21 protein-coding genes are annotated in these 21,120 nt (G+C 72.0%); 8 read left to right on the top strand and 13 right to left on the bottom strand.

Features of this window, described 5'->3' with window-relative positions:
• The first annotated feature begins 25 nt into the window (after positions 1-25).
• The gene (locus OG352_RS27240; protein WP_329220462.1) at positions 26-805 is read left to right on the top strand and encodes a SigE family RNA polymerase sigma factor; all 780 of its coding nucleotides are present in this window, start codon (positions 26-28) and stop codon (positions 803-805) included.
• 240 nt (positions 806-1,045) lie between these two features.
• On the opposite strand, the gene OG352_RS27245 is transcribed toward OG352_RS27240, so the two are convergent.
• Entirely contained in the window at positions 1,046-1,684 is a 639-nt protein-coding gene (locus tag OG352_RS27245; RefSeq protein ID WP_329220464.1) for a uridine kinase family protein, read from the bottom strand.
• A 127-nt stretch (positions 1,685-1,811) separates the two neighbouring features.
• On the opposite strand from OG352_RS27245, the gene OG352_RS27250 reads away from it, so the two are divergent.
• Complete coding sequence (locus tag OG352_RS27250; RefSeq protein WP_329220465.1) at positions 1,812-2,219, top strand: hypothetical protein; 408 nt, start codon at positions 1,812-1,814, stop codon at positions 2,217-2,219.
• An 84-nt stretch (positions 2,220-2,303) separates the two neighbouring features.
• Here the strand turns inward: OG352_RS27250 and OG352_RS27255 are convergent, their stop codons facing one another.
• The 3 genes from OG352_RS27255 to deoC are packed head-to-tail and all read right to left on the bottom strand — an operon-like array spanning position 2,304 to position 5,612.
• Positions 2,304-3,191, bottom strand: a complete 888-nt coding sequence (locus tag OG352_RS27255) for an aldehyde dehydrogenase family protein (protein WP_329220466.1) — start codon at positions 3,189-3,191, stop codon at positions 2,304-2,306.
• Positions 3,184-4,647, bottom strand: coding sequence for an aldehyde dehydrogenase family protein (locus tag OG352_RS27260; RefSeq protein WP_329220468.1), 1,464 nt, complete (start codon positions 4,645-4,647; stop codon positions 3,184-3,186). The genes OG352_RS27255 and OG352_RS27260 overlap by 8 nt, the downstream gene beginning before the upstream one ends.
• A 5-nt stretch (positions 4,648-4,652) precedes the next feature.
• Positions 4,653-5,612: a deoxyribose-phosphate aldolase gene (gene deoC / locus OG352_RS27265; protein ID WP_329220470.1), complete on the bottom strand. Its 960-nt coding sequence runs from the start codon at positions 5,610-5,612 to the stop codon at positions 4,653-4,655.
• Between the two features lie 164 nt (positions 5,613-5,776).
• On the opposite strand from deoC, the gene OG352_RS27270 reads away from it, so the two are divergent.
• Positions 5,777-6,523, top strand: coding sequence for a PH domain-containing protein (locus tag OG352_RS27270; protein ID WP_329220472.1), 747 nt, complete (start codon positions 5,777-5,779; stop codon positions 6,521-6,523).
• 182 nt (positions 6,524-6,705) lie between these two features.
• Here OG352_RS27270 and OG352_RS27275 read toward each other — a convergent pair whose 3' ends face one another.
• The 3 genes from OG352_RS27275 to OG352_RS27285 all read right to left on the bottom strand — a co-directional run bounded on the left by OG352_RS27275 (position 6,706) and on the right by OG352_RS27285 (position 9,842).
• A complete protein-coding gene (locus OG352_RS27275) occupies positions 6,706-8,337 on the bottom strand; it encodes a phospho-sugar mutase (protein WP_329220474.1) in 1,632 nt (543 codons plus the stop codon).
• Between the two features lie 106 nt (positions 8,338-8,443).
• The gene (locus OG352_RS27280; RefSeq protein WP_329220476.1) at positions 8,444-9,280 is read right to left on the bottom strand and encodes a purine-nucleoside phosphorylase; all 837 of its coding nucleotides are present in this window, start codon (positions 9,278-9,280) and stop codon (positions 8,444-8,446) included.
• Between the two features lie 115 nt (positions 9,281-9,395).
• Entirely contained in the window at positions 9,396-9,842 is a 447-nt protein-coding gene (locus tag OG352_RS27285; RefSeq protein ID WP_093776839.1) for a gamma-glutamylcyclotransferase, read from the bottom strand.
• 96 nt (positions 9,843-9,938) lie between these two features.
• On the opposite strand from OG352_RS27285, the gene OG352_RS27290 reads away from it, so the two are divergent.
• Complete coding sequence (locus OG352_RS27290; protein WP_329220478.1) at positions 9,939-11,387, top strand: NAD(P)H-quinone dehydrogenase; 1,449 nt, start codon at positions 9,939-9,941, stop codon at positions 11,385-11,387.
• A gap of 142 nt (positions 11,388-11,529) precedes the next feature.
• Complete coding sequence (locus tag OG352_RS27295) at positions 11,530-12,498, top strand: DeoR/GlpR family DNA-binding transcription regulator (RefSeq protein ID WP_329220479.1); 969 nt, start codon at positions 11,530-11,532, stop codon at positions 12,496-12,498.
• A 126-nt stretch (positions 12,499-12,624) separates the two neighbouring features.
• Here OG352_RS27295 and OG352_RS27300 read toward each other — a convergent pair whose 3' ends face one another.
• Entirely contained in the window at positions 12,625-14,397 is a 1,773-nt protein-coding gene (locus tag OG352_RS27300) for an acetyl/propionyl/methylcrotonyl-CoA carboxylase subunit alpha (RefSeq protein ID WP_329220481.1), read from the bottom strand.
• A 351-nt stretch (positions 14,398-14,748) separates the two neighbouring features.
• Here OG352_RS27300 and OG352_RS27305 point away from each other — a divergent pair, with 351 nt between their 5' ends.
• Positions 14,749-15,228 (top strand): hypothetical protein, encoded by a 480-nt coding sequence (locus OG352_RS27305; protein WP_329220483.1) that lies wholly within the window; start codon positions 14,749-14,751, stop codon positions 15,226-15,228.
• On the opposite strand, the gene OG352_RS27310 is transcribed toward OG352_RS27305, so the two are convergent.
• The 4 genes from OG352_RS27310 to OG352_RS27325 form a co-directional block, all read right to left on the bottom strand.
• Positions 15,197-15,802: a Maf family protein gene (locus OG352_RS27310; protein WP_329220485.1), complete on the bottom strand. Its 606-nt coding sequence runs from the start codon at positions 15,800-15,802 to the stop codon at positions 15,197-15,199. The genes OG352_RS27305 and OG352_RS27310 overlap by 32 nt on opposite strands.
• A gap of 25 nt (positions 15,803-15,827) precedes the next feature.
• Positions 15,828-15,956, bottom strand: coding sequence for a morphogenic membrane protein MmpB (gene mmpB / locus OG352_RS27315; protein WP_329220487.1), 129 nt, complete (start codon positions 15,954-15,956; stop codon positions 15,828-15,830).
• Positions 15,957-16,120: 164 nt separating this feature from the next.
• A complete protein-coding gene (locus tag OG352_RS27320; protein WP_329220488.1) occupies positions 16,121-16,330 on the bottom strand; it encodes an acyl-CoA carboxylase epsilon subunit in 210 nt (69 codons plus the stop codon).
• Between the two features lie 10 nt (positions 16,331-16,340).
• Complete coding sequence (locus OG352_RS27325; RefSeq protein WP_329220489.1) at positions 16,341-17,963, bottom strand: acyl-CoA carboxylase subunit beta; 1,623 nt, start codon at positions 17,961-17,963, stop codon at positions 16,341-16,343.
• Positions 17,964-18,073: 110 nt separating this feature from the next.
• On the opposite strand from OG352_RS27325, the gene OG352_RS27330 reads away from it, so the two are divergent.
• Positions 18,074-18,940: a biotin--[acetyl-CoA-carboxylase] ligase gene (locus OG352_RS27330; RefSeq protein ID WP_329220490.1), complete on the top strand. Its 867-nt coding sequence runs from the start codon at positions 18,074-18,076 to the stop codon at positions 18,938-18,940.
• A 95-nt stretch (positions 18,941-19,035) separates the two neighbouring features.
• Complete coding sequence (locus OG352_RS27335) at positions 19,036-20,190, top strand: adenylate/guanylate cyclase domain-containing protein (RefSeq protein WP_329220492.1); 1,155 nt, start codon at positions 19,036-19,038, stop codon at positions 20,188-20,190.
• Positions 20,191-20,203: 13 nt separating this feature from the next.
• Here the strand turns inward: OG352_RS27335 and OG352_RS27340 are convergent, their stop codons facing one another.
• Positions 20,204-20,956, bottom strand: a complete 753-nt coding sequence (locus OG352_RS27340; protein WP_329220493.1) for a hypothetical protein — start codon at positions 20,954-20,956, stop codon at positions 20,204-20,206.
• Positions 20,957-21,120: the final 164 nt, after the last annotated feature.

Below are 21,120 nucleotides of genomic sequence, written 5' to 3' on the forward strand. Positions count from 1 at the left end.
GGAAGTCCACGACGGGGGGCGCGAGATGAACACGCTGCACGGTATGAGCACCAACGCAGTCGCAGTCGTCACCCGTCTGCACGACGTACACCGGGGTTCCGAGAAGTCCGGTGCTGATGGGGGTCCCTCCCGCGCGAGCGTATTCGAGCGTGGGGGAGGGCGGGGGTGCGCTCGCGGCGCCGGACGTCAGCACACCGCGTACATGACGGTGGTTGACACGGGGGAACAGGCGGCTCACGGGGGAGCCGCGTACGGGGAGGACACGGGGGAGCGTCGCTCGCCGACCGAGGCGGAGTTCACCGCCTACGTCCAGGAGCGCCGCGCCTCCCTGTACGCCACCGCCTACCACCTCACCGGCGACCGCTTCGAGGCCGAGGACCTGCTGCAGAGCGCGCTGTTCTCGACGTACCGGGCGTGGGACCGGATCAGCGACAAGGCCGCCGTCGGGGGATATCTGCGGCGGACGATGACCAACCTGCACATCAGCGCGTGGCGCCGCCGCAAGCTGAACGAGTACCCGACCGAGGAACTGCCGGAGACGCCCGGCGACACGGACGCGATGCGCGGCACCGAACTGCGCGCGGTCCTGTGGCAGGCGCTGGCCCGGCTGCCCGAACTCCAGCGGACGATGCTGGTCCTCCGTTACTACGAGGGCCGCACCGACCCGGAGATCGCGGAGATCCTCGACATCAGTGTCGGCACGGTGAAGTCCAGCATCTGGCGGTCGCTCCGCCGGCTGCGTGAGGACGAGGTCCTCAGCTTCGGCCGTGACGAGGAGGACGCCTTCGGGGAGCTGGTCGCCTGAAGGTGACGGGGGAAGGGACCGGCTTCGCTCAGGGAAGCCGGTGAACGGGGGAAAAAGGGCCGGCTTCTCGCCGGTCACGGGGGAGCGGTACCGGGGGGCCCGACGGGGGACGTAGGGGAAGAGCGGTACCGCGCAAGCAAGGGGAAGCGCCACCCGGGGGGACACGGGGTGGGCACGGGGGAGCACAAGGGAGCGGGGCTGGAGGGCCGGGGGGTCCATCCAGTCCCGCTTCTGCGTGTGTCAGGCGGCCGTGCGTGCCGTCGGCGCCTGGTGGCCCGCGGCGGCGGACGCCAGGCGGCCCATCGCCTCGTCGCGGTCGCAGGCGTACGCGCCCAGCGCGGTCTGGCGGGCCACGATGGAGCGTTCGGCGCGCATCAGGCGCCAGCCGCGGCGCAGGAGGAAGGGGACCGACTTGCGGCCCTCCTTCAGGTCCCGCAGGAAGCGGCGGCGGAAGGTCTTCACCGGGCCTCGGCTCAGACACAGCGCGTCGGCCAGGACGCCCAGTTCCCGGCACCGGTTCACGATCTCGGCGGCGAAGATGCCCTCCGCGATGAACAGCGGGGTCCGCCCGATCTCGACCGCTTCCGCGCCGGTGCGGGCGCTGAGCGAGATGTCGTACACGGGAACGTTCGTACGGCCCGTGCCGCACAGTTCCACGATCGCGGCGACGGCCGTGTCCGCGTCCCACGAGTCCGGGTGGTCCCAGTCGATGTCGGAACTCCCCGCGACCAGGGGCAGCGTCGGGTCGTCGCCCTCCTTGTAGAAGTCGTCGAGCCGCAGCACCGGGAGGCCGGAGCGGGCGCCGAGCAGGGACTTGCCGGAGCCGGAAGGGCCGCAGAGCAGCACGACTCGCGTCGGTATGGGCGGAGGGGAGGTCACGGGTCACCAGTGTGCGGCATCACCCGGGCCGTCAACGACCCCGCGGGTCGGCTTTGAAGCGCGCGCCACACCTCAACTACCCTTCGTGTCGACCTCATTACCTTGCGCATCAGAAGGTGGCAACGCGATGGCCCGACACGACTCACCCCAGACCTCTACCGGCCGGCGTGCCCTCGCCGCCCTCGCGACCGCCGGAGTGGCGTTGGGCGCGGGCGCCGGTACGGCCGCCGCGGCCACCGGCGAGCCCGTCGTCGACGTGATGCGGACGCACCCCACCTCGATCGGCCGGATCGACCCGCAGGCGGGCCTGCAGGGGGCGCTCGGCTCCCTGACGTACGTCACCGGCACGGTCTCCGACCTCAAGCCCAACCCGCTCGCGGGCACCGGCGTCGACCCCCTCGACAACGGAGTCGGCACCCAGCTCGCCGACTTCCAGCCGCTGACCTCCCAGATGCTGACCGGGCCGGTGGCCCAGGCGCAGTCGATCGGGTCGATCCCGGTGCTGGGAGACGTGACGAAGGTGCTGGGCGGCTGAGTCCCCTGCGCCCGCCCGTGCGGGAGAGCCGCGCCGCCCCCGGACGGAGGGGCGGCGCGGCTCGTTCGTGGAGCGGGGCGGCCTTTAGTAGGCGGAGCCCGACGCGCCCAGGGAGCCCGTCGGGTGCCAGACCGTCTTGGTCTCCAGGAAGGCCGTCAGGCGGTCGGTGCCCGGGGTCGCCGACCAGTCGTCCACAGGCTGTGGACGCAGGACGCGCTTGAGGTTGTCGGCCGCCGCGATCTCCAGCTCCTTCGCGAGGACGTCGTCCGCGCCCGCGAGGTCGATCGCGTTGACGTCCTGGTGGGCGGCCAGGGGCGCCGCGATCTCCGCCGTACGGCCGGAGAGGACGTTCACGACACCGCCGGGGACGTCGGAGGTGGCCAGGACCTCGGCGAGGGAGAGAGCCGGGAGCGGGGACCTCTCGCTCGCGATGACGATCGCCGTGTTGCCGGTCGCGATCACCGGCGCCAACACCGAGACCAGGCCCAGGAACGACGACTCCTGCGGGGCCAGGACCGTGACCACGCCCGTCGGCTCGGGCGAGGAGAGGTTGAAGTACGGGCCGGCGACCGGGTTCGCGCCGCCCACGACCTGGGCGATCTTGTCGGTCCAGCCCGCGTACCAGACCCAGCGGTCGATCGTCGCGTCCACGATCACGGCCGCCTTGGACTTCGACAGGCCCTCGGCGTCCGCGACCTCACGGGTGAACTGGTCCCGGCGGCCCTCCAGCATCTCGGCGACGCGGTAGAGGACCTGGCCCCGGTTGTAGGCGGTGGCCCCGGACCAGCCGCCGAATGCCTTGCGGGCCGCCACCACGGCGTCACGGGCGTCCTTGCGGGAGGACTGCGGCGCGTTCGCGAGCCACTTGCCCTTGGAGTCCGTCACCTCGTACACCCGGCCGCTCTCGGAACGCGGGAACTTGCCCCCGACGTACAGCTTGTAGGTCTTCAGCACAGTCAAGCGGTCAGACATCGAGGTACGCCTCCAGGCCGTGGCGACCGCCCTCGCGGCCGAAGCCCGACTCCTTGTAGCCGCCGAACGGCGAGGTCGGGTCGAACTTGTTGAACGTGTTGGACCAGATGACGCCCGCGCGCAGCTTGCTCGCGACCGCGAGGATGCGGGAGCCCTTCTCGGTCCAGATGCCCGCCGACAGGCCGTACTGGCTGTTGTTGGCCTTGGCGACCGCCTCGTCGGGCGTACGGAAGGTCAGGACCGACAGGACCGGGCCGAAGATCTCGTCGCGGGCGACGGTGTGGGCCTGGGTGACGTTCGTGAAGAGCGTCGGCGCGAACCAGTAGCCGGAGGAGGGGAGTTCGCAGGCCGCGGACCAGCGCTCGGCGCCCTCCGCCTCGCCCTGCTCGACGAGCGAGGTGATGCGCGAGAGCTGCTCGGCGGAGTTGATCGCGCCGATGTCCGTGTTCTTGTCGAGCGGGTCGCCGAGGCGGAGGGTGGAGAGCCTGCGCTTGAGGGAGTCGAGCAGTTCGTCCTGGATCGACTCCTGGACGAGGAGACGGCTGCCCGCGCAGCAGACCTGGCCCTGGTTGAAGAAGATGCCGCTGACGATCCCCTCCACCGCCTGGTCGATCGGGGCGTCGTCGAAGACGATGTTGGCGCCCTTGCCGCCCAGTTCGAGCGTGACCTTCTTGCGGGTGCCCGCGACCGTGCGCGCGATCTCCTTGCCGACGGCCGTGGAGCCGGTGAACGCCACCTTGTCGACGCCCGGGTGCGCGACCAGCGCGGCGCCCGTGTCGCCGTAGCCGGGGAGGATGTTGACGACGCCCCGGGGCAGGCCGGCCTGACGGCAGACGTCCGCGAAGAAGAGCGCGGAGAGGGGGGTCGTCTCGGCCGGCTTCAGCACCACCGTGTTGCCGGTCGCCAGGGCCGGGGCGATCTTCCACGCCAGCATCAGGAGGGGGAAGTTCCAGGGGATGACCTGGCCCGCGACGCCGAGGGGCTGTGGGTTCGCGCCGCTGTGCCCGTTTGCCGTCCTCCGGCCGAACCCGGCGTGGTCGAGCTTGTCGGCCCAGCCCGCGTAGTAGAAGAAGTGCGCGGCGACCAGGGGGAGGTCGGCGTCGCGGGTCTCCCTGATGGGCTTGCCGTTGTCGAGGGTCTCCAGGACGGCGAGCTCGCGGCTGCGCTCCTGGATGATGCGGGCGATGCGGAAGAGGTACTTCGCGCGCTCGGCGCCCGGCAGCGCGGACCACTTCTCGAAGGCCTTGCGGGCGGCCTTCACCGCGCGGTCGACGTCCTCCGCGCCGGCCTGGGCGATCTCCGACAGCACCTCCTCGGTGCTGGGACTGACCGTCTTGAAGACCTTGCCGTCGGCCGCCTCGACGAACTCGCCGTCGATGAACAGGCCGTAGGAGGGGGCGATGTCGACGACCGAGCGGGACTCGGGCGCCGGTGCGTATTCGAATACCGAAGCCATGGTGATCAGTCCACCGTCACGTAGTCGGGACCGGAGTAGCGGCCGGTGGCCAGCTTCTGACGTTGCATCAGCAGGTCGTTGAGGAGCGAGGAGGCGCCGAAGCGGAACCAGTGGTTGTCCAGCCAGTCCTCGCCGGCGGTCTCGTTGACCAGGACGAGGAACTTGATCGCGTCCTTGGAGGTACGGATGCCGCCGGCCGGCTTCACGCCCACCTGGACGCCGGTCTGCGCACGGAAGTCGCGCACCGCCTCCAGCATGAGGAGCGTGTTCGCGGGGGTGGCGTTGACGGCGACCTTGCCGGTGGACGTCTTGATGAAGTCCGCCCCGGCCAGCATGCCGAGCCAGGAGGCACGGCGGATGTTGTCGTACGTCGACAGCTCGCCCGTCTCGAAGATGACCTTGAGGCGGGCGGCGCCCGAGGCCTCCTTCACGGCGACGATCTCGTCGTACACCTTCAGGTAGTGGCCGCCGAGGAACGCCCCGCGGTCGATGACCATGTCGATCTCGTCGGCGCCGGCGGCGACCGCGTCACGGACGTCCGCCAGCTTCACCGGGAGGGCGGCGCGGCCGGCCGGGAAGGCGGTGGCGACCGAGGCGACCTTCACGGGCGAGCCGGCGACGGCCTCCTTGGCGGCGGCCACCATGTCGGGGTAGACGCAGACCGCGGCCGTGGCGGGGGCCGTGCGGTCGGTCGGGTCGGGGCGGACCGCCTTCGCGCCGAGCGCCCGGACCTTGCCCGGGGTGTCCGCGCCTTCCAGCGTCGTCAGGTCGACCATCGAGATGGCGAGGTCGATGGCGTACGCCTTCGCGGTCGTCTTGATGGAACGGGTACCGAGAGCGGCTGCGCGCGCCTCCAGGCCGACCGCGTCGACGCCGGGCAGCCCGTGGAGGAAGCGGCGCAGCGAGCTGTCGGACGCGGTCACGTCCGTAAGGGCATCGGCTGCGGTGGGTGCATTGGTGGGCATGGTCACCAGACGAGCATATCTACGCGCGTAGCGGCTGTACACCCCGGGAAGTCCTTACGCGGACGTTCCGTGCTTGATCCGCGCCGGGCTCCGCGGATGAGCGGGGAGGGGGCGTCGGGGCTCCGCGTGTGAGCGGGGAGCGGGGGTCGGGCAGAATCGGGGCCATGACGAGCCCGGAAGACCAGTCACCAGCGCCGCGGCCCTCTGGGTCCTCAGAGCCCTTGGGTCCCGTGGGGCCCGTGGGTCCCTCGGGTCCGTCCGGGCTTGAGATCAAGGACCGTGTCTATCGGTCGCCCGCGGGCATGGCCGGGGGCGTGCTGCTGCTGGGGCTGGCCGGGTGGCTCGGGGTCGACGCGATCGTCTCGGGTGACGGGCGGACGCCGTGGCTGGCGCTCGCGTCGCTGATCCTGGTCGTGCCGCTGACCATCGCCTTCACGCTGCGGCCCGCCGTGTACGCGGGCCAGGACCGGCTGCGGGTGCGCAATCCGTTCCGGGTGATCGTGCTGCCCTGGGGGCAGGTCGCCGCGCTGCGGTCCGGTTACTCCAACGAGGTCGTCGCCGCGTCGGGGAAGAAGTTCCAGTTGTGGGCCGTCCCCGTGTCGATGCGGGCGCGGAAGAAGGCGAACCGGCAGAAGGCCCGGGCAGCGGCGGCGCAGCCGGGCGGCCGGGGCGGCCTGGGCGGCGGCGGGCTCGGGTTCGGCGGGCTGTCGCGCGGGGACGGCGCCGCCGTGCCGGACGGGCCCGTGCGGGCCGAGACCGACCGGGTGATGGACGAGCTGCGGGAACTGTGGGAGGCGCGGGAGAAGGAGGAGAGCGCCCAGGGCGAGGTGACCGTGCGGTGGGCCTGGGAGATCGTGGGGCCGGCGGTGGCGGGGGCCGTGGTGCTGGGGATTCTGCTGGCTGTGGGGTGAGGGCCGGATGCCGGGGGCCGGGGTGGATCGTGATCGGGCTGGTGTCGGGGGCGCGGTGACCGCTGGGGGCGTCGTCGGGGCCGTGCGCGGGGCGGGGGTGCCGTTCCTGCCCTGACCGGCGGTGGGTCGGGGCAGGTCGGCTCGTACGGCTCGTGCGGTCGTAGCCGGGTCGGCTCGTGCGGTCAGATGCCGGCCGCCGCCGACAGGTCCCGCTTGATCGCGGTGAGGAGTTCGTCGGCCTTGGCGCGGGCGGCCGGGAGGGCGGCGTGCGTGGCCGCCGGGACGACGACCTCCAGGTAGCACTTCAGCTTCGGCTCGGTGCCGCTCGGGCGGACGATGACCCGGGCGCCGTCGAGCGTGTAGCGCAGGCCGTCGGTGGGCGGGAGTTCGGCGGTGCCCTGCGTGAGGTCCTCGGCGCGGGTGACGGGCAGGCCGGCGAGCCGGGTCGGGGGCCGCTCGCGCAGCCGGCGCATGGCGTCGGCGATGACCGACAGCTCCTGCACCCGCACCGAGAGCTGGTCGGTGGCGTGCAGGCCGTGCTCCACGGCGAGGTCGTCCAGCAGGTCGAGGAGGGTACGGTCCTTCTCCTTGAGCTCCGACGCCAGCTCCGTGATGAGCAGGGCGGCGGTGATGCCGTCCTTGTCGCGTACGCCCTCGGGGTCCACGCAGTAGCCGAGGGCCTCCTCGTAGCCGTAGCGCAGGCCGTCGACGCGGGCGATCCACTTGAAGCCGGTGAGGGTCTCCTCGTAGGGCAGGCCCGCCTTCTCGGCGATCCGGCCGAGGAGGGAGGAGGAGACGATCGACTCGGCGAACGTGCCCTGCGCGCCGCGCCGGACGAGGTGTGCGGCGAGGAGGGAGCCGACCTCGTCGCCTCGCAGCATGCGCCAGTCGCCGTCGTGCGGGACGGCCACGGCGCAGCGGTCGGCGTCCGGGTCGTTGGCGATGATCAGGTCGGGGGCGCTCGCGCGGGCCGCCGCGAAGGCGAGGTCCATCGCGCCGGGCTCTTCCGGGTTGGGGAAGGCGACGGTCGGGAAGTCCGGGTCGGGCTCGGCCTGTTCGGCGACGAGCACCGGTTCCGGGAAGCCCGCGCGGGCGAAGGCGGCGAGCAGGACGTCCTTGCCGACGCCGTGCAGCGCCGTGTAGACCGTGCGGGCCGTGCGGGGCGAGTCCGGGGCGAGGACGGCGTCCGTGCGGGCCAGGTAGGAGTCGAGGACGGCGTCGTCGAGGGTCTGCCAGCCGGACTCCGGACGGGGTACGTCCTCCAGGGCGGCGATCGCGTCGATCTCGGCCGCGATCCCGGCGTCGGCGGGCGGCACGATCTGTGAACCGTCGCCCAGGTACACCTTGTAGCCGTTGTCGCGCGGCGGGTTGTGACTGGCGGTGACCTCGACCCCGGCGACCGCGCCGAGGTGCCTTATGGCGTACGCCAGGACGGGGGTGGGCAGCGGGCGGGGCAGTACGGCCGCCCGGAAGCCCGCGCCCGTCATCACCGCGGCGGTGTCCCGGGCGAAGTCCGCCGACTTGTGACGGGCGTCGTAGCCGATGACGACGACTCCGCCGGTTCCGCCGTTCTTCGTGAGGTACGCGGCGAGACCGGCGGCGGCGCGGATGACGACCGAGCGGTTCATGCGCATCGGACCGGCGCCGAGCTCGCCGCGCAGGCCGGCGGTGCCGAACTGGAGGGTGCCGGCGAAGCGGTCGGCGAGTTCCGTGACGTCCCCGGCCTCGATGAGCTGTGCCAGCTCCGCACGGGTCTGCGGGTCGGGGTCCTCGGCGAGCCATGCGTTGGCCTGCGCGATGAGTTCGTCGTGCACGTCCGGGTCAGCCTCTCGTCTTGTGGAAACCAGCCCCTTGGGGGTGCCCCCTCCGGGGGAGTTTGAGGAGCGGGGGTCCAGGGGGCAGAGCCCCCTGGCGGGGGGCCTACAGCCGGCCCAGTACCTGGGCCAGGAGGGAGCCCATGCGCGTGGCGCTGTCGCGCCCCGCCTGGAGGACTTCCTCGTGGTTCAGCGGTTCGCCCGTCATGCCGGCGGCGAGGTTGGTGACGAGCGAGATGCCCAGCACCTCCGCCCCCGCCTCACGCGCCGCGATGGCCTCCAGCACCGTGGACATGCCCACCAGGTCCGCTCCGATGGCCCGGGCCATCCGGATCTCGGCCGGCGTCTCGTAGTGCGGGCCGGGGAACTGGGCGTAGACGCCCTCCTCCAGCGTGCCGTCGATCTCCTTGCACAGGGCGCGCAGCCGCGGCGAGTACAGGTCCGTCAGGTCGACGAAGTTCGCGCCGACGATCGGGGACGTCGCCGTGAGGTTGATGTGGTCGCTGATCAGCACCGGCTGGCCCGGGCGCATGCCCTCGCGCAGACCGCCGCAGCCGTTGGTCAGCACGATCGTCTTGCAGCCGGCCGCCACCGCCGTACGGACGCCGTGCGCGACCGAGGCGACGCCGCGGCCTTCGTAGTAGTGGGTGCGGCCCAGGAAGACCAGCGCCCGCTTCTCGCCGATCTTGTACGAGCGGATCTTGCCGCCGTGGCCCTCGACCGCGGGCGGCGGGAAACCGGGCAGCTCGGTGACCTGGAACTCGGCGTCGGGAGCGCCGAGGGCGTCCACGGCCGGCGCCCAGCCGGAGCCCATCACGAGAGCGACGTCGTGGGTCTCGGCGCCGGTCAGTTCGCGCAGGCGCGAGGCCGCGGCGTCGGCAGTGACCCGGGGATCTGCTGGGGTGGCGCCCTGGATGTCGTCCGGGAGAAGAGATGCGTTCACGCGTTGAGGGTAGCCGCTTCGGGCCTACGCGCGTAGATGACAGAGCCCATGGGATGGCGATCGTTGTCTTGTCGTTTCCAACGAAGGGTGACGGCCTAAGGGCCGAGAGGGCGGCTCAGCAGGGGCGCTTGCGCAGTTCCATCACGTAGTCGTGGGGTGCGCCCGCCGACTCCGCCGCGTCGGCGATCTCGCCCAGGTACCGGGCCGACGGCAGCCCGCCCTCGTAGCCGTTCAGGACGTACATCCAGACGGACTCCTCGCCCTCCAGCGTCTGCACCCGCACCCGGGCGCGCCGGTAGATGCCGAGGCCCACGCCCTCCCAGCGGTCGAGGGACTCCTCGTCCATGGGGGCGATGTCGTACAGCGCGACGAAGACCTGCGCGCCGGGGTCCTCGGCGTCCTCGACGACCGTCGCCAGCGCGCCCTCCCAGCCCATCTGCTCCCCGCCGAACGTCAGCCGCCACCCGCTCAGCCAGCCGGTGGCGCGCATCGGCGAGTGGGGAGCGCGGCGGGTCATCAGCCGCGCGTCGAGGTTGCCGGCGTACGCGGCGTAGAGCGACATGCAAGGAGAGTACGGCAGCGTGCGCACGCGTCACTCTCGTCACGATGCCGGCCCTCGTGGCCCCCGGGGCGCTTTCACCGTGCTCCGTGCAGGACAATGGAGTACGTGACTCGGATCGTGATCATCGGTGGCGGACCCGGCGGCTATGAAGCGGCGCTGGTGGCCGCGCAGCTCGGCGCGGAGGTGACCGTCGTGGACTGCGACGGTCTGGGCGGGGCGTCGGTGCTGACCGACTGCGTGCCGTCGAAGACCCTGATCGCCACGGCCGAGGTGATGACCACCTTCGACTCTTCGTACGAGGAGCTGGGCATCATCGTCGCCGACGACACCCCGCCGCTGGAGCAGGCGGCCAGGGTCGTCGGGGTGGACCTCGGCAAGGTCAACCGGCGGGTGAAGCGCCTCGCGCTCGCCCAGTCGCACGACATCACCGCCTCCGTCACCCGCGCCGGCGCCCGGGTGCTGCGCGGGCGCGGCCGGCTGGAGGGCATGCAGTCCCTGGACGGCTCCCGCAAGGTCGTCGTCACCGCCGTCGACGGCACCGAGGAGACCCTCGTCGCCGACGCCGTCCTGCTCGCCACCGGCGCCCACCCCCGCGAGCTGCCGGACGCGCAGCCCGACGGCGAGCGCATCCTGAACTGGACCCAGGTCTACGACCTCGCCGAGCTCCCCGAGGAGCTCATCGTGGTCGGATCGGGTGTGACGGGCGCGGAGTTCGCCGGCGCCTACCAGGCCCTCGGCTCCAAGGTCACCCTCGTCTCGTCCCGCGACCGCGTGCTGCCCGGCGAGGACCCGGACGCCGCCGCCGTCCTCGAGGACGTCTTCCGCCGCCGCGGCATGAACGTCATGGCCCGCTCGCGCGCCGAGTCCGCCAAGCGGGTCGGCGACCGGGTCGAGGTCACGCTGTCCGACGGCCGGGTCATCACCGGCTCGCACTGCCTGATGGCGGTCGGCGCCATCCCCAACAGCGAGGGGCTCGGGCTCGCGGAGGCGGGCGTCAGGGTCCGCGAGTCCGGGCACATCTGGACCGACAAGGTCAGCCGGACCACCGCCCCGGGCGTGTACGCCGCCGGTGACGTGACCGGGATCTTCGCCCTGGCCTCCGTCGCCGCCATGCAGGGCCGGATCGCCATGTACCACTTCCTCGGCGACGCGGTGGCCCCGCTCAACCTCAAGACGGTCTCCTCCAACGTCTTCACCGACCCCGAGATCGCCACCGTCGGCTACACCCAGGCCGACGTCGACGGCGGCAAGATCGACGCCCGCGTCGTCAAGCTGCCGCTGCTGCGCAACCCGCGCGCCAAGATGCAGGGCATCCGCGACGGCTTCGTCAAGATCCTCTGCCGGCCCGGCACCGGGATCGTCGTCGGCGGTGTGGTCGTGTCACCGCGCGCCTCGGAACTGATCCACCCCATCTCGATCGCCGTCGACAACAACCTGACGGTCGAACAGATCGCGAACGCGTTCACCGTCTATCCGTCCCTTTCGGGGTCGATCGCGGAGGTCGCACGACAACTGCACACGCGTAAGGCGGGGGACGAGGCCTGAGGAGGCCTGATGACAGGCGTGCGAGGGGTATGCGGCGCCGGAATCGGGTCCTATACCACTCGCCGCGCCCCTGTGCGAACAACTTCTACTATTCGGCGGAAAGAGCTGAAAGCAGACGGTCGTCCGCGTTACTGTCAGTTTCGTGTTCGCTGCAGAACGTCGTCAATTGATCCTCGAAATGGTGCGAGCGAACGGGGCCGTGTCGCTCCGTGAACTCGCCCGCGTCGTCCAGACCTCTGAAGTGACCGTACGGCGGGACGTGCGCGCACTGGAGGCAGAAGGACTCCTCGACCGCCGGCATGGCGGTGCGGTATTGCCGGGCGGTTTTACGCGGGAGTCCGGCTTTCCGCAGAAATCCCATCTCGCGACCGCCGAAAAGACCGCCATCGCGGACCTCGCCGCCAACTTCGTCGAAGAGGGCGAGGCCATCGTGGTCGGGGCGGGCACCACCACCCAGGAGCTGGCCCGCCGGCTCGCCCGGGTGCCGGGACTGACCGTCGTCACCAACTCGCTCCTCGTCGCCCAGGCGTTGGCCCATGCCAACCGGGTGGAGGTCGTGATGACCGGCGGCACCCTGCGCGGTTCCAACTACGCCCTCGTGGGCAGCGGCGCCGAGCAGTCCCTCCAGGGGCTCAGGGTGTCGCGGGCCTTCCTCTCCGGGAGCGGACTGACCGCCGAGCGCGGGCTGTCCACGTCCAACATGCTGTCCGCGTCCGTGGACCGCGCGCTGGTGCAGGCGGCCGCCGAGGTCGTCGTCCTCGCCGACCACACCAAGCTGGGCGCCGACACCATGTTCCAGACCGTGCCGACGGACCTCATCACCCGCCTGATCACCGACGAGCCGCCCGCGCACGACGACCGTGCCGCCACCGAGCTGCAGGCCCTGGCGGACCAGGGGGTGCAGATCGCCGTGGCCGGGGCGTCGGGAAGTCAGGGGGGTGATGCGGTCCCGGCGCGCCATCACCAGCAGCAGCGTCGGGACGTACCGCTGCCGGCCCCGCGGCGGGGGCAGGTGCCGGGCGTCGCGGCCACGTTGCGGGCGAACGCGGCCCTGGGCGAACAGCCGCCCGGCGCGGAACGCGCGCGCGTGGCTGACATGCGGCGTCGCTGACAGAACCGGGGGTTGCCGCGACAGAACTGGGGGCTGCCGCCCCCAGGCCCCCGCTTCGGCCCTGAAGGGGCCTCGTCCTCAAACGCCGGACGGGCTGGATGTCCCGCCCGGCGCTTGAAAGGGACCTCAGTCCTTGATCTCGCAGATCGGGGCGCCCGACGTGATGGACGCGCCCACCTCCGCCGCCAGGCCCTTGACGGTGCCGGAGCGGTGGGCGTTCAGGGGCTGTTCCATCTTCATCGCTTCGAGTACGACGATGAGGTCGCCCTCCTTGACCTCCTGGCCCTCCTCGACGGCCACCTTGACGATGGTGCCCTGCATCGGGGAGGCGAGGGTGTCGCCGGAGGCCATCGGGCCGGACTTCTTGGCCGCGCGGCGCTTGGGCTTGGCGCCCGCCGCGAGGCCCGTCCGGGCCAGGGACATGCCGAGCGAGACCGGGAGGGAGACCTCCAGCCGCTTGCCGCCGACCTCGACGACGATCGTCTCGCGGTCCGTGTCGTCCTCGGCCTCGGCGTCGGCCGGGGCCGCGAAGACGGGGATCTCGTTGACGAACTCGGTCTCGATCCAGCGCGTGTGAACCGTGAACGGGTCGGCGGAACCGGTGAGTTCGGGGGCGAACGCCGGGTCCGTGACCACCGCGCGGTGGAACGGGATCGCCGTCGCCATGCCCTCGACCTGGAACTCCGCCAGCGCGCGGGCCGCCCGCTGGAGCGCCTGCTCACGGGTGGCGCCGGTGACGATCAGCTTGGCCAGCAGGGAGTCCCACGCCGGGCCGATGACCGAGCCGGACTCCACGCCCGCGTCCAGCCGCACGCCCGGGCCGGACGGCGGGGCGAACGCGGTGACCGTGCCGGGCGCCGGGAGGAAGTTACGGCCCGGGTCCTCGCCGTTGATACGGAACTCGAAGGAGTGACCCCGCAGCTCCGGGTCGCCGTAGCCGAGCTCCTCGCCGTCGGCGATCCGGAACATCTCGCGCACCAGGTCGATGCCCGCGACCTCCTCGGTCACCGGGTGCTCCACCTGGAGACGGGTGTTGACCTCCAGGAAGGAGATCGTGCCGTCCGTGCCGACCAGGAACTCGACGGTCCCGGCGCCGACGTAGCCGGCCTCCTTCAGGATCGCCTTGGACGAGGAGTACAGCTCCGCGACCTGGGCGTCCGAGAGGAACGGCGCGGGGGCCTCCTCGACCAGCTTCTGGTGGCGGCGCTGGAGGGAGCAGTCACGGGTCGAGACGACGACCACGTTGCCGTGGCTGTCTGCCAGGCACTGCGTCTCCACGTGCCGCGGCTTGTCCAGATACCGCTCGACGAAGCACTCGCCGCGACCGAAGGCGGCGACCGCCTCGCGCACGGCCGACTCGTACAGTTCGGGCACCTCTTCGAGGTTGCGGGCGACCTTCAGGCCGCGACCGCCACCGCCGAAGGCGGCCTTGATCGCGATCGGCAGCCCGTGCTCCTCGGCGAAGGCGACGACCTCGTCGGCGCCGGACACCGGGTCGGGCGTGCCGGCGACCAGGGGCGCGCCGGCCCGCTGGGCGATGTGCCGGGCGGCGACCTTGTCACCGAGGTCGCGGATGGCCTGCGGGGGCGGGCCGATCCAGATCAGGCCCGCGTCCAGGACGGCCTGGGCGAACTCGGCGTTCTCCGAGAGGAAGCCGTACCCGGGGTGGACGGCGTCGGCTTCCGACTCCCGCGCCGCGTTCAGCACCTTCTCGATGTCGAGATAGCTGGTCCCAGGAGTGTCACCGCCCAGGGCGAACGCCTCATCCGCAGCGCGGACATGCAGAGCGTCCCGGTCCGGGTCGGCGTACACGGCCACGCTCGCGATGCCGGCATCCCGGCACGCCCGGGCCACACGGACTGCGATTTCGCCACGGTTGGCGATGAGCACCTTGCGCACGATTGAGGCTCCCTCCTTGAAACAAGCCGAGTTTAGGGACTGCCGACACGGATCATCGACCCGTCCACAACGGTGAGCTTGCCCACACGGAGCGTGATGCCCGGCTCACTCGACCCCGGAATCCGTTGTAGTACCGCCGTACGCAGCACTCCTCCGGCAAACCCTAGCCCTCCCATGTGGTCAAGGTCTCTGTGAGAGCGTGCTGCGGCCCACGTCGTTTCTTTGTCGAGTCCCTACGAATGGCCCAACGATTCTTTGCCGCCCGCACAACCCTTGTCCTGGGGTTTACCCGTTAGTAGCGTTCAGGCTGTCTCGAACGTACTTGTCGGGGTCGAAAGTGGGTGGGGACCGGTGGTGCGCAGACCGGTGGCATGGATCGTGGCGGTCGTGCTCTTCGTGGAGGCACTTGGCATCGCCGCGCTGAACTGGCTCCTGGGCATCGTGGTGGACCGGCAGGACATGTCCCTGGCCGGCCTGGACCCGGACGTCATGTCGACGTCCTCGAAAGCCGGCGGGATCGTCTTCGGCCTCTACTTCGCCGTGTGCGGCGTGGTCGCCCTGCTGGTCGCCGTGCGCGACCGCGCGCCGGCCGGCCTCGGCCGCGTCCTGCTGATCAGCGTCGCCGTCGTGCACGGGCTGCTGGGCGCCTTCGCGTGGGCGCTGCTGGGCGTGCCGCAGTTCCTGTTCATGGTCACCGTGCTCGCCCTCGTCGTGCTGCTCCTGATGACGTACGACGCCCGGCAGGGGGCCGGCGACGCCGGCCCGCCGGCCGCGCCCGAGCCCGTCACGCCGCCTGCGGCTACGCCTCCTGGGGCGCCCACAACTCCGTGATCCCCACGCCCAGTCGGGCCAGCAGGCGGCGTACGAGGGGCAGGCTGATGCCGATGACGTTGCCGTGGTCGCCGTCGATGCCCTCGATGAACGGGGCCGAGCGGCCGTCGAGGGTGAACGCCCCGGCGACGTAGAGGGGTTCGCCCGTGGCGACGTACGCCGCGATCTCCTCGTCCGTCGGATCGCCGAAGCGGACGACGGTCGAGGCGGTGGCGGAGGTGTAGCGCCCGCTGAGGGTGTCGTAGACGCAGTGGCCGGTCTGGAGCGTGCCGGCCCGGCCGCGCATCGCCTTCCAGCGCGCGGTGGCCTCCGCGGCGTCCGCGGGCTTGCCGAGCGCCTCGCCGTCCAGGTCGAGGACCGAGTCGCAGCCGATCACCAGGGCGCCCTTGACCTCGGGCTTCGCGGCCACGACGCCCGCCTTCGCCTCGGCGAGGGCGAGGGCCAGGTCGGCGGGGGTGGGGGCGGTGACGGCGTCCTCGTCGACGCCGCTGACGATGACCTCGGGGGTCAGGCCGGCCTGGCGGAGGAGGTTCAGTCGGGCGGGGGACTGGGAGGCGAGGACGAGTCTGCGCATGCCGTCAGCGTAGTGCTGCCGCCGCTTATCGGAGGCCCAGGACGATCATTGCCACGATCATGGCCAGCGCGAGGAAGAAGCCGAGTCTCCGTAGGGTCTCCTGCATGTCGCGGAGTTCCTCGGGGGGCTTGTTCTCAGGGTCGGACCACAGCATGCCACCAGCGTGGGGCTTGGCCGGGGGCGGCGCCTGAGTACCCGTACTCAAGTCGGTGGCCCGCAGTCGGTTCGTTGTCGGCTGCGGGCCGGTGGGGGCTTGTCGCGCCCACACGGCGGAGCCGCATATCGATACAGCCCCGCGCCCCTGCGTAAGTTGCCCTCTCAGCCCGGCCAGTAAGTGCGGGTCCATGACGCCTGGCCCGGCTGCGGTAGGCGTCGGGTTGCTATGCGGGACGGGTCGGACCATGCGTCCCTCGGGGTGTCCGCGCCGGACGGCAGGGGCGTTGCCGCCGCGGCGCGGGCTCGGACCACTGCCAGGGCGGCGGCGAGCTCCTCGGGGGTCGGGTTGCCCCGTACGACCTTGATCGTCACAGCGGCTCCTCTACAGGGGGATGTTGCCGTGCTTCTTCGGGGGCAGGGATTCCCGCTTGGTGCGCAGTTGACGCAGGCCGCGGACGATGTGGCGGCGCGTGTCGGACGGCATGACCACCGCGTCGATGTAGCCGCGCTCGGCCGCGGTGTACGGGTTGAGCAGGGTGTCCTCGTACTCCCGGATGAGCCGGGCGCGGACCGCTTCCAGGTCCTCGCCGTTCGCCTCCGCCTCCGCGATGGTGCGGCGGTGCAGGATGTTGACCGCGCCCTGGGCCCCCATGACGGCGATCTGGGCGGTCGGCCAGGCCAGGTTGATGTCGGCGCCCAGGTGCTTGGAGCCCATGACGTCGTAGGCGCCGCCGAAGGCCTTGCGGGTGATCACCGTGATGAGCGGGACCGTCGCCTCCGCGTAGGCGTAGATCAGCTTGGCGCCGCGGCGGATGATGCCGTCGTGCTCCTGGTCGACGCCGGGGAGGAAGCCGGGGACGTCCACGAAGGTGATGACCGGGACGTTGAAGGCGTCGCAGGTGCGGACGAAGCGGGCCGCCTTCTCGGAGGCCGTGATGTCGAGGCAGCCGGCGAACTGCATCGGCTGGTTGGCGACGACGCCGACCGGGCGGCCCTCGACCCGGCCGAAGCCGGTGAGGATGTTCGGCGCGAACAGGGACTGCGTCTCGAAGAACTCGGCGTCGTCCAGGACGTGTTCGATCACCGTGTGCATGTCGTACGGCTGGTTCGCGCTGTCCGGGACGATGCGGTCCAGCTCCAGGTCCTCGTCGGTGACGGACAGGTCCGCCTCCTCCGGGAACACCGGGGGCTCGCTGAGGTTGTTGGACGGCAGGTACGACAGCAGTTGCTTGACGTACTCGACGGCGTCCTTCTCGTCGCCGGCCATGTGGTGCGCGACGCCCGAGACGGCGTTGTGCGTGCGCGCGCCGCCCAGCTCCTCGAAGCCGACGTCCTCACCGGTGACCGTCTTGATGACGTCCGGGCCGGTGATGAACATGTGCGACGTCTGGTCGACCATCACCGTGAAGTCGGTGATCGCGGGGGAGTAGACCGCGCCGCCCGCGCACGGGCCGACGACCAGTGAGATCTGCGGAATCACGCCGCTCGCGTGCGTGTTGCGGCGGAAGATCTCGCCGTACGCGCCCAGCGAGGCCACGCCCTCCTGGATACGGGCGCCGCCGGAGTCGTTGATGCCGATGACCGGGCAGCCGGTCTTCAGCGCGAAGTCCATGACCTTGACGATCTTCTGGCCGTAGACCTCGCCGAGCGCGCCGCCGAAGACCGTGAAGTCCTGGGAGAACACGGCGACCGGACGGCCGTCGACCGTGCCGTAGCCGGAGACGACGCCGTCCCCGTACGGACGGTTCTTCTCCAGGCCGAAGTCCGTCGAGCGGTGCCGGGCGAACTCGTCGAACTCGACGAAGGAGTCCTCGTCCAGCAGCAGGTCGATCCGCTCACGGGCCGTCAACTTGCCCTTGGCGTGCTGCTTCTCGACGGCGCGGGCCGAACCGGCGTGTGTCGCTTCCTGGATGCGGCGCTGGAGATCCGCGAGCTTGCCCGCGGTCGTGTGGATGTCGATCCCTGGGATCGCTGGGATCTCGGGACGCTCTTCCGGCTCGGACATCGGGATGCGGCTCCCTGCCTGCTCAAAAGGGGGGACGATTACTCATCCGTAGCGTAGTGCTGGCCCTGGCGATCGGCAGTGCGGCATTCAACACACCTAGGGTGGCTTGCATGACACCGCGAGATGCAGCAGACGCAGGCAGCGGCCGCTGGTCCGATCTGGACCGTCCGCCCCTCGACGCCACGGCGCTGCGCCGGGCGCTGGTGCGGCGAGGCGGGCTGTGGTCGGGGGTGGAGGTGGTGCAGCGCACCGGCTCCACCAACGCCGACCTGGTGGCGGCGGCGAGCGCGGGCCAGGCGGCCGAGGGCGCGGTCCTCGTCGCCGAGGAGCAGACGGCGGGCCGGGGCCGGCTCGACCGCCGCTGGTCGGCGCCCCCGCGGTCCGGGCTGTTCTTCTCGGTCCTGCTGACCCCGGACGAGGTGCCGGTGTCCCGCTGGGGCTGGCTGCCGCTGCTCACCGGGGTCGCCGTGGCGACCGGGCTGGCACGGGCGGCGGGCGTCGACACGGCACTCAAGTGGCCCAACGACCTTCTGGTGACCGTCGGGGACGAGGAACGCAAGGCCGGCGGCATCCTCGCGGAGCGGGCCGGCGAGGACTCGGTGGTCGTCGGCGTCGGCATCAACGTCACCCTGCGCGCGGACGAACTCCCCGTGCCCCAGGCGGGCTCGCTGGCCCTCGCCGGCGCGGCGAACACCGACCGGGACCCGCTGCTGAGGGCCGTCCTGCGGTCGCTGGAGGAGGAGTACGGACGCTGGCGGGCGGCCGGCGGCGACCCGGCGGCGAGCGGTCTCCAGGAGACGTACGCGGCCGGGTGCGCGACCCTGGGACGAACGGTACGGGCCGAGCTGCCGGGGGACCGGTCCCTGGTCGGCGAGGCCGTCGCCGTGGACGGCGACGGACGGCTCGTGATCGCCACGGAGGAAGGGGTGCAGGAGCCGGTGGGAGCGGGCGACATCGTCCACCTGCGACCGGCGTGAGGGACCCGGACCGAACGGAGTGAGCTGGGGCACACCTGCCGTAGAGTTGAGGACCGGTCGATACCTGACCGCGGAAGATCGGAAGGGCAGCAGGCGTGACCGTCGACGACACGGGCTCCGGCGCGGGCGCGGACGGCCGGGTGAACCTGCCGGCCGCTGAACCCGGCGAGCCGGGCGACCCCGGTGAGGATCCGCATCCGCTCGCACTGCGCCTCGAACAGCTCATCCTCGGCGCCGAGCGGCGCTACACCCCCTTTCAGGCCGCCCGCAGCGCCGGTGTCTCCATGGAGCTGGCGTCGCGTTTCTGGCGGGCCATGGGCTTCGCCGACATCGGGCAGGCCAAGGCGCTCACCGAGGCCGACGTCCTCGCCCTGCGGCGACTGGCCGGTCTCGTCGAGTCGGGCCTGCTGAGCGAGGCGATGGCCGTGCAGGTGGCGCGGTCCACCGGGCAGACCACCGCCCGGCTGGCCGAATGGCAGATCGACTCCTTCCTGGAGGGCCTGACCGAGCCGCCCGAGCCCGGGATGACCCGTACCGAGGTCACCTATCCCATCGTCGAGCTGCTGCTGCCCGAGCTGGAGGAGTTCCTCGTCTACGTCTGGCGCCGGCAGCTCTCCGCGTCGGCCGGCCGGGTCGTGCAGGCCGCGGACGACGAGGAGATGATCGACCGGCGGCTCGCCGTCTGCTTCGCCGACCTCGTCGGCTTCACCCGGCTGACCCGCCGGATGGAGGAGGAGGAGCTCGGCGAGCTGGTCGAGGCCTTCGAGACCACCTGCGCCGACCTGGTCGCCGCCCGCGGCGGACGCCTGATCAAGACCCTCGGCGACGAGGTGCTGTACGCCGCCGACGACGCGGGCACCGCCGCCGACATCGCGCTGCTGCTGGTCGAGACGATGAGCAACGACGAGACGATGCCCGAGCTGCGCGTCGGCATGGCGTTCGGCACGGTCACGACCCGGATGGGCGATGTGTTCGGCACGACGGTCAACCTGGCCTCGCGGCTGACGTCGATAGCGCCACGGGACGCCGTCCTCGTCGACAGCGCCTTCGCCGAGGAGCTGATCCGTACCGGCGACGCCCCGGCCTCGGAGGCGGACGCCGTGGAGGCGGCGGCCGCCGCCGAGAAGGAGGGCGAGGACCCGCCGACGTACCGCTTCGCGCTCCAGCCGATGTGGCAGCGCCCGGTGCGCGGCCTCGGCGTGGTCGAACCCTGGCTGCTGACCAGGCGGCACGGCGTCGTCGAGGACTGAACCGCCTGGCGTTCTAGTGCTTCGGTACGGGTACGGGTGCGCCCAGGGGGTCCACGCAGAGGCCGATGACGGGGACGCAGACGCCCGGCTGACGCGGCGGACGGCCGGGCTGTTCCGGCTGGGGCGCGGGTGCCGTCGTCGGCGGGACGGGTGCCGGGGGCTGTGTCGGTGTCGAGGAGGGCTGCGGGGCGGTGGGCCTCGTGGGCGCGGGCGCCGGGGCCTGGGGTGCGGCCGGGGTGTAGGTGGCGCCCGGGGTGAGGGCGACGGACGTGGGCGAGCCCGGGGTGCCGGGGACGAGGCTGACCTCGGGCGTCGGACGCGCGCTCGCGCCGCCCATGGCGCTGGGCGCGGTCGGGGTGGGAACGACGGTGGCCGCCGCGTTGGCCGAGCGGTCGGTGCCGGTGCCGGTGCCGGTGCCGGTGCCGGTGCCTGTACCGGTGCCGGTGCCGGTGCCGGTGCCTGTACCGGTGCCGGTGCCGTTCTCCGCGCCCGCGACCGGGTCGGGCTGGGGTTCGGCCTCCGCCGCGCCGAGGCCGCCGACACCGACACCGCCGCCGGAGTCGGGGGAGAGCCGGACGAGGCTCAGCACCCCGGCGGCCAGCGCGAGGCCGCCCGCGGCGAACAGCACCTTGCGGGGGCGGGGCCGGCGGTGCCGGCCGCGGGCGCGCGGGGCCCACAACTGGTCCGACCCCGGCTCCGACTCCGCGTACGCCGTTTCGTCGTGACGGGTCGTCGTCTCGTACTGCCCGGTCCGCGTGCTCGTCATCGCGTCCCCTCCCCGATGCGGTCGCGCCCCCGATGCGCCGGGGCGGACGCACGTTATGCGCTCCCGTGGGCGGTGCGGAGGGAGTTGGGCGGCATGTCACTCGTACGGGTGGGCGGGGCTGCATAGAGGGACGCGGACCGGGGCGGGGACCGGGTGGGGCCGCT

This window comes from Streptomyces sp. NBC_01485 (assembly GCF_036227125.1).
In the GTDB taxonomy this organism is placed as follows: domain Bacteria; phylum Actinomycetota; class Actinomycetes; order Streptomycetales; family Streptomycetaceae; genus Streptomyces.